The organism is Streptomyces sp. Ru72 (assembly GCF_002920635.1).
In the GTDB taxonomy this organism is placed as follows: Bacteria; Actinomycetota; Actinomycetes; order Streptomycetales; family Streptomycetaceae; genus Streptomyces.
Genome location: NZ_PQSR01000019.1, coordinates 101,194 through 108,484, shown reverse-complemented (window position 1 = coordinate 108,484; position 7,291 = coordinate 101,194). Strand labels below are relative to the sequence as shown.

Genomic DNA, 7,291 nt, shown 5'->3' with positions numbered 1-7,291 from the left:
AGGTGGTACGGCGGCGGGGTCGCCGCGGACTGCTGCGGCGCGTACCCGGCGTTCTGCGGGGGCGTCCGGTAGCCGCCCTGCTGCGGGTAGCCGTAGGTGGGCGACGGGACCGGGCCGCCGTACGGGCCGGGCTGGTACGGCGTCTGGACGGGACCCGCGGGGGCCGGCGTCGACTGGCCGACCGGCGGGACGACGGCCGAGCCGACGCCGGCGCCGCTCGGGGTCTGCGTGCCCGGCACGATGCTCGGCGCGGCGGCCGTGAGCGACGCGGCCACCCGCAGGCACCCGTCCCGCATCGTCTCGGCGCTCGGGAAGCGTTCGTTCGGGTTCTTCTTCAGCGCGCGGGCGACCAGCGCGTCCACCGCGGGCGGCAGTGAACGGTTGATCGAGGACGGAGCCACCGGCTCCTCCTGCACATGCGCGTACGCGATCGCGAGCGGTGAATCCGCGTCGAACGGCAGCCGCCCGGTGACCAGTTGGAACAGCATGATCCCGACCGAGTACAGGTCGGACCGCGCGTCCACGCCCCGGCCGAGGGCCTGCTCCGGCGACAGGTACTGCGGGGTGCCGACCACCATGCCCGTCTGGGTCATCGAGGTGACGCCGGACTGCATGGCACGGGCGATGCCGAAGTCCATGACCTTGACGACGTTGCGCTTCGTCATCATCACGTTGCCCGGCTTGATGTCCCGGTGGACCAGCCCCATCTCGTGGCTGATCTCCAGGGCCGCCAGCACATCCGCGGTGATCTTCAGCGCCTTGTCGGCCGGCATCGCGCCGTACTGCCGGATGTCCGCGTCGAGGACCGAGCCGAGCGGCCTGCCCTCGATGTACTCCATGACGATGTACGGGGTCGTCGTCCCCGCCAGTTCGTCCTCGCCGGTGTCGAAGACCGAGACGATGTTCGTGTGCGTGAGTTTCGCCACGGCCTGGGCTTCGCGGCGGAAACGCTCCCGGAAGGCCTGCTCGCGTCCGAGTTCGGTGTGGAGTGTCTTGATCGCGACCTGGCGGTCGAGGACCGAGTCGTACGCCAGGTGCACCGAGGCCATGCCGCCCTCGCCGAGCAAGTCGCGCAGCTGGTAGCGGCCGCCGGCGAGCGCGCGCCCCGCATACCGGCCGTGTGCGCCGTCCTGGCTCATGTTCTGCGTCCCCCATCGGCGCGGCGGCAGCGGCTGCTGGTGCTCCCGCGGTCCGTGATCGATATGCGTGTTGTCGACGTCGACAGCCACTGTTCCGTGATCGACTGGTCCATTCCCGGCCAAGTGTGCCCCAGGGCAAGGACACGTCAAGCTCGGTGCCCGTTCCGTGACCGTACGCGAAAGAAGCGTCGCGGAAGCGTTACAGGGGTCGAACGGCCGGCACACGGAATTTGCACGTGGGACAGGGCTCACGGTTGGATGGCCGGTCCATCTCGAATCCATCTCGGACCGGTGACTTGCGCGGAGCCTGTAGCGTGGCCCGTCGGAGACCGTAACAACCACCGCGCAGACCGCGGGCAGAAACGACGGCGAGGACCGATGGCACAGACGCAGCGCGCCCAGGGCCCGTCCGACCCCGAGGCGACTGGCGGCGGGATGTCGGACGCGCCGGAGACCTGGGGCAACGGCGGACTTGTCGGGGACGGCCGGTACCGGCTGACCCGCAGGCTCGGCCGGGGCGGCATGGCCGAGGTGTTCGCGGCCGAGGACGTGCGCCTCGGCCGGACGGTGGCGGTCAAGCTGCTCCGTTCCGACCTCGCCGAGGACCCGGTCTCCAAGGCGCGTTTCACCCGCGAGGCCCAGTCGGTGGCCGGGCTCAACCACCACGCGATCGTCGCCGTGTACGACTCCGGCGAGGACGTCGTGGGCGGCCAGTCGGTGCCGTACATCGTGATGGAGCTGGTCGAGGGCCGTACGATCCGCGACCTGCTGCTCAACGCCGAGGCGCCCGGCCCTGAGCAGGCCCTGATCATCGTCTCGGGCGTCCTGGAGGCGCTCGCCTACTCGCACCAGCACGGCATCGTGCACCGCGACATCAAGCCGGCCAACGTCATCATCACCAACAACGGCGCCGTGAAGGTGATGGACTTCGGCATCGCACGCGCCCTGCACGGGGCGTCCACGACGATGACGCAGACCGGCATGGTGATGGGCACCCCGCAGTACCTCTCCCCGGAGCAGGCGCTCGGCAAGGCCGTGGACCACCGCTCCGACCTGTACGCGACGGGCTGCCTGCTGTACGAACTGCTGGCGCTGCGGCCCCCCTTCGTCGGCGAGACGCCGCTGTCCGTCGTCTACCAGCATGTGCAGGACATCCCGGTGCCGCCCTCCCAGATCTCGGAGGGGGCGGCGCCGCCGGAGCTGGACGGGCTCGTGATGCGCTCCCTCGCCAAGGAGCCGGACGACCGGTTCCAGACCGCCGAGGAGATGCGCGGGCTGGTCCAGTACGCGCTGCAGATGCTCTACGACCAGGGCGGCCACACCGGCACCTGGAACACCGGCCCGGTGGGCGTGCACGACGGCCGGCACACTCCGGCCGCGGGCCTCGCCGGCACGGCGGTGCTGCCGCATCCGGGCGAGTCGGGCACCGCTCAGATCCCGCAGTCGATCCTGCCCGCGGGATACGGCTCCGGGGACGACGGCGGTTTCGAGGGACACGGCAACAAGGGCAGCGGGCGCGGCAAGCTGTGGGTCCTCGCGGTGCTCGCGGTCATCGCGATCGCGGCGGGTGTCGCGCTGGCGCTGCAGCACAAGGGGGACGGCCGCGATACCGGGCCGACGACGTCGCCGACCGTCACGAAGTCGCAGGAGGAGAAGCAGTCCAGCCAGACGCCGACGGACGAGGAGACCGCCACCACCCCGGGCGACGACTCGGACACGAGCGGCGACTCGAACTGGACGCCCACGTCCCGGCCGTCGCAGAGCTACAGCCAGAAGCCGCCGGTCGAGCCCTCGGTCACGCCGTCGCAGACGAGCGAGCAGCCGACCGAGTCGACACCTTCGCAGGAGCAGCCGTCCTCCACGTCCACGGACGGCGGGGGCGGCGGCTCCACCCCTCCGGCCGGCTCGACGAACGGCGGCGGCGACAGCTCGGGCGGGAGCAAGGGGCCCTGACGCCCCCGCGGTGAAGCGTCCTGCACGCGCGCGTGCCCCGGAGACGGGCTCCACGCGCGCGTGGCTTTTTCCGGCCGTGTCGAGGTCGTTGCCCAAGGCTTGTACCGGCTCATACTCGAACGCTTGCACCAGCTCGTGCTCCGACGCCTGTAACCGGTCGTGCTCCGGGCGTCACCTGGTGCGTGCCCACGATCATGTCCCTCCGGTCGTGCTCACGGGGCGGACCCGCGTACGACACCCGTGTCACTCCAGATGACGTCTTCCCGTGCTCCGGGCGGGCGGGATAACGTGCCGTTGTTCCGGCCCCCTGCAAGGCTGTGACCAGCACCTGTACCCGACTGACTCGATTTACTTGGATTTCCAAGCAAAATCCCAGGTCAGGAGGGGTTTCACAGAAATGTGGCGCGCTGGGTAACGTGCCCCTTGCAGGGTGCTCGCCGGGGCACCTTCCACGTCTGTTCGGGCGCGACGCACCCACCCCGTGCGTCCGTGCGCTGCAGGCGGAGCCGCTCCCACCGGCCCGAACGGGCCGAGGGGAACCCAGGCACCCGGCGAACCCGGGGGCCGGACCGACGGAGGAGCACACGTGACCGTGGAGAGCACTGCCGCGCGCAAGCCGCGACGCAGCGCCGGAAGCAAGGCCGGCACCACCGGCACCAAGCGCACCACCAGCAACACGCCCAAGAAGGACAGCGACCCCGACCTCGTCCAGTTGCTGACGCCCGAGGGCACGCGGGTCGCGAACCCCGAGTACGACCGGTACGTCGAGGACATCACGCCCGAGCAGCTGCGCGGGCTGTACCGGGACATGGTGCTGACCCGCCGCTTCGACGCCGAGGCCACGTCCCTCCAGCGCCAGGGCGAGCTGGGCCTGTGGGCCTCGCTGCTCGGCCAGGAGGCCGCCCAGATCGGCTCCGGCCGGGCCCTGCGCGACGACGACTACGTCTTCCCGACCTACCGCGAGCACGGCGTCGCCTGGTGCCGCGGCGTGGACCCGACCAACCTGCTCGGCATGTTCCGCGGTGTGAACAACGGCGGCTGGGACCCCAACAGCAACAACTTCCACCTCTACACGATCGTCATCGGCTCGCAGACGCTGCACGCCACCGGCTACGCCATGGGCGTGGCCAAGGACGGCGCCGACTCGGCCGTGATCGCGTACTTCGGTGATGGTGCCTCCAGCCAGGGCGACGTCGCGGAGTCGTTCACGTTCGCGGCGGTCTACAACGCCCCGGTGGTGTTCTTCTGCCAGAACAACCAGTGGGCGATCTCCGAGCCCACCGAGAAGCAGACCCGGGTGCCGCTCTACCAGCGTGCGAAGGGTTACGGCTTCCCCGGGGTGCGGGTCGACGGCAACGACGTGCTGGCCTGCCTCGCGGTGACCAAGTGGGCGCTGGAGCGGGCGCGCAACGGCGAGGGCCCCACCCTGGTGGAGGCGTTCACCTACCGCATGGGCGCCCACACCACCTCCGACGACCCGACCCGCTACCGCCTCGACGACGAGCGGGCCGCCTGGGAGGCGAAGGACCCGATCGCCCGCCTGCGCGCCTACCTCGAAGCCTCAAACCACGCGGACGAGGGATTCTTCGCGGAACTCGAGGCGGAGAACGAGGCGTTGGGAAGGCGGGTGCGTGAAGCGGTCCGTGCCATGCCGGACCCGGACCACTTCGCCATCTTCGAGCACGTGTACGCGGACGGGCACGCGCTCGTCGACGAGGAGCGGGCGCAGTTCGCCGCCTACCAGGCGTCGTTCGCGGACGTAGAAGGGGGACGGTGACATGGCCGAGAAGATGGCGATCGCCAAGGCGATCAACGAGTCGCTGCGCAAGGCCCTGGAGTCGGACCCCAAGGTCCTGGTGATGGGCGAGGACGTCGGCAAGCTCGGCGGTGTCTTCCGGGTGACGGACGGCCTGCAGAAGGACTTCGGCGAGGAACGGGTGATCGACACCCCGCTCGCGGAGTCGGGCATCATCGGCACGGCGATCGGTCTCGCGCTGCGCGGCTACCGGCCGGTGGCGGAGATCCAGTTCGACGGGTTCGTCTTCCCCGCCTACGACCAGATCGTCACCCAGCTGGCGAAGATGCACGCCCGCTCGCTGGGCAAGGTCAAGCTGCCGGTCGTCATCCGCATCCCCTACGGCGGCGGCATCGGCGCGGTCGAGCACCACAGCGAGTCGCCCGAGGCACTGTTCGCGCACGTGGCGGGCCTGAAGATCGTCTCTCCGTCCGACGCCTCGGACGCGTACTGGATGATGCAGCAGGCGATCCAGAGCGACGACCCGGTGATCTTCTTCGAGCCGAAGCGGCGCTACTGGGACAAGTCCGAGGTCAACACGGAGGCGATTCCAGGCCCGCTGCACAAGGCGCGCGTGGTGCGCGAGGGCACCGACCTGACCCTGGCCGCGTACGGTCCGATGGTGAAGGTGTGCCAGGAGGCCGCCGCGGCCGCGCAGGAGGAGGGCAGGTCGCTGGAGGTGCTGGACCTGCGGTCGGTCTCCCCGCTCGACTTCGACTCCGTCCAGGCGTCGGTGGAGAAGACCCGCCGTCTGGTGGTGGTGCACGAGGCGCCGGTGTTCTTCGGTTCGGGCGCGGAGATCGCCGCTCGCATCACGGAGCGGTGCTTCTACCACCTGGAGGCGCCCGTGCTGAGGGTCGGCGGCTACCACGCGCCGTACCCGCCGGCGCGGCTGGAGGAGGAGTACCTGCCAGGCCTGGACCGGGTGCTGGACGCCGTCGACCGCGCCCTGGCGTACTGAGGAGAGGGTCGTGACGACGATGACTGACGCGTCCGTGCGCGAGTTCAAGATGCCCGACGTGGGTGAGGGGCTCACCGAGGCCGAGATCCTCAAGTGGTACGTCCAGCCGGGTGACACGGTCACCGACGGGCAGGTCGTGTGCGAGGTGGAGACGGCGAAGGCGGCCGTGGAGCTGCCGATCCCGTACGACGGGGTGGTCCGCGAGCTGCACTTCCCCGAGGGCACCACGGTGGACGTCGGCACCCCGATCATCGCGGTGGACGTGACCGGTGGCGCCCCCGCCGGGGAGGCGCAGGCGCCCGTCGAGACGGCGGCGCCGGAGAAGTCCGAGGCGAAGGAGACCCAGAAGGAGGGCCGCAAGCCGGTCCTCGTCGGGTACGGCGTCGCCGAGACCTCCACCCGGCGCCGCCCCCGCAAGGCGCCCGCGCCGGTGGCCGAGGAAACCCTCTCCGTGTTGCAGGGCGACCTGAACGGGCACGGCAAGCAGGCCCGTCCGCTGGCCAAGCCGCCGGTGCGCAAGCTGGCGAAGGACCTGGGCGTCGATCTGGCGACGGTACGGCCGTCGGGCCCGGACGGGATCATCACGCGCGAGGACGTACAGGCGGCCGTGGCCTCCGCACCGGCTCCCGAGGCTCCCGCGGTCCCGGCGGCGCCCGCTCCCGTCCAGGCGCCGGTGGTGACGTACGACAGCGGGCGGGAGACCCGTATCCCGGTGAAGGGCGTCCGCAAGGCCACCGCGCAGGCGATGGTCGGCTCGGCGTTCACCGCGCCGCACGTCACGGAGTTCGTGACCGTCGACGTCACCCGCACGATGAAGCTGGTCGAGGAGCTCAAGCAGGACAGGGACTTCGAGGGTCTGCGTGTCAATCCCCTGCTGCTGATCGCCAAGGCCCTGCTGGTCGCCATCAAGCGGAACCCGGACATCAACGCGTCCTGGGACGAGGCCAACCAGGAGATCGTGCGCAAGCACTACGTGAACCTGGGCATCGCCGCGGCCACCCCGCGCGGTCTGATCGTGCCGAACATCAAGGACGCGCACGACAAGACCCTCCCCCAACTGGCCGAGGCCCTGGGCGAGCTGGTGGCCACGGCCCGGGAGGGCAGGACAAGTCCCGCGGCGATGCAGGGCGGCACGATCACGATCACGAACGTGGGCGTCTTCGGTGTCGACACCGGCACGCCGATCCTCAACCCGGGCGAGTCGGCGATCCTCGCGGTCGGCGCGATCAAGCTCCAGCCGTGGGTCCACAAGGGCAAGGTGAAGCCCCGACAGGTCACGACCCTGGCCCTGAGCTTCGACCACCGCCTGGTCGACGGCGAACTGGGCTCGAAGGTCCTCGCGGACGTCGCGGCGATCCTGGAACAGCCGAAGCGGCTCATCACCTGGGCGTAACCCGGGACGACATGCCTGTGGCGAAGGGGGTCTGCCGCTGACCAGCAGCG

The 7,291-nt window shown here is 70.5% G+C and carries 5 protein-coding genes; 4 read left to right on the top strand and 1 reads right to left on the bottom strand.

Annotated elements, in window-relative coordinates:
• Window positions 1–1,139 (bottom strand): protein kinase (locus tag C3488_RS12410; RefSeq protein WP_103839449.1); only part of this gene is annotated, 1,139 nt, incomplete at its 3' end.
• Window positions 1,140–1,517: 378 nt separating this feature from the next.
• On the opposite strand from C3488_RS12410, the gene C3488_RS12405 reads away from it, so the two are divergent.
• From C3488_RS12405 to C3488_RS12390, 4 genes are all read left to right on the top strand, one after another.
• Complete coding sequence (locus tag C3488_RS12405; RefSeq protein ID WP_103839439.1) at window positions 1,518–3,092, top strand: protein kinase; 1,575 nt, start codon at window positions 1,518–1,520, stop codon at window positions 3,090–3,092.
• A gap of 586 nt (window positions 3,093–3,678) precedes the next feature.
• Window positions 3,679–4,869, top strand: coding sequence for a pyruvate dehydrogenase (acetyl-transferring) E1 component subunit alpha (gene pdhA, locus C3488_RS12400; protein WP_103839438.1), 1,191 nt, complete (start codon window positions 3,679–3,681; stop codon window positions 4,867–4,869).
• A 1-nt stretch (window position 4,870) separates the two neighbouring features.
• Window positions 4,871–5,848 (top strand): alpha-ketoacid dehydrogenase subunit beta, encoded by a 978-nt coding sequence (locus C3488_RS12395; protein WP_103839437.1) that lies wholly within the window; start codon window positions 4,871–4,873, stop codon window positions 5,846–5,848.
• Window positions 5,849–5,858: 10 nt separating this feature from the next.
• Window positions 5,859–7,241: a dihydrolipoamide acetyltransferase family protein gene (locus tag C3488_RS12390; protein ID WP_103839436.1), complete on the top strand. Its 1,383-nt coding sequence runs from the start codon at window positions 5,859–5,861 to the stop codon at window positions 7,239–7,241.
• Window positions 7,242–7,291: the final 50 nt, after the last annotated feature.

Bases quoted from the DNA above. Each gene is read 5' to 3' on its own strand.
- C3488_RS12405 (WP_103839439.1), top strand. From the start codon at position 1,518: ATGGCACAGACGCAGCGCGCCCAGGGCCCGTCCGACCCCGAGGCGACT.
- C3488_RS12395 (WP_103839437.1), top strand. From the start codon at position 4,871: ATGGCCGAGAAGATGGCGATCGCCAAGGCGATCAACGAGTCGCTGCGC.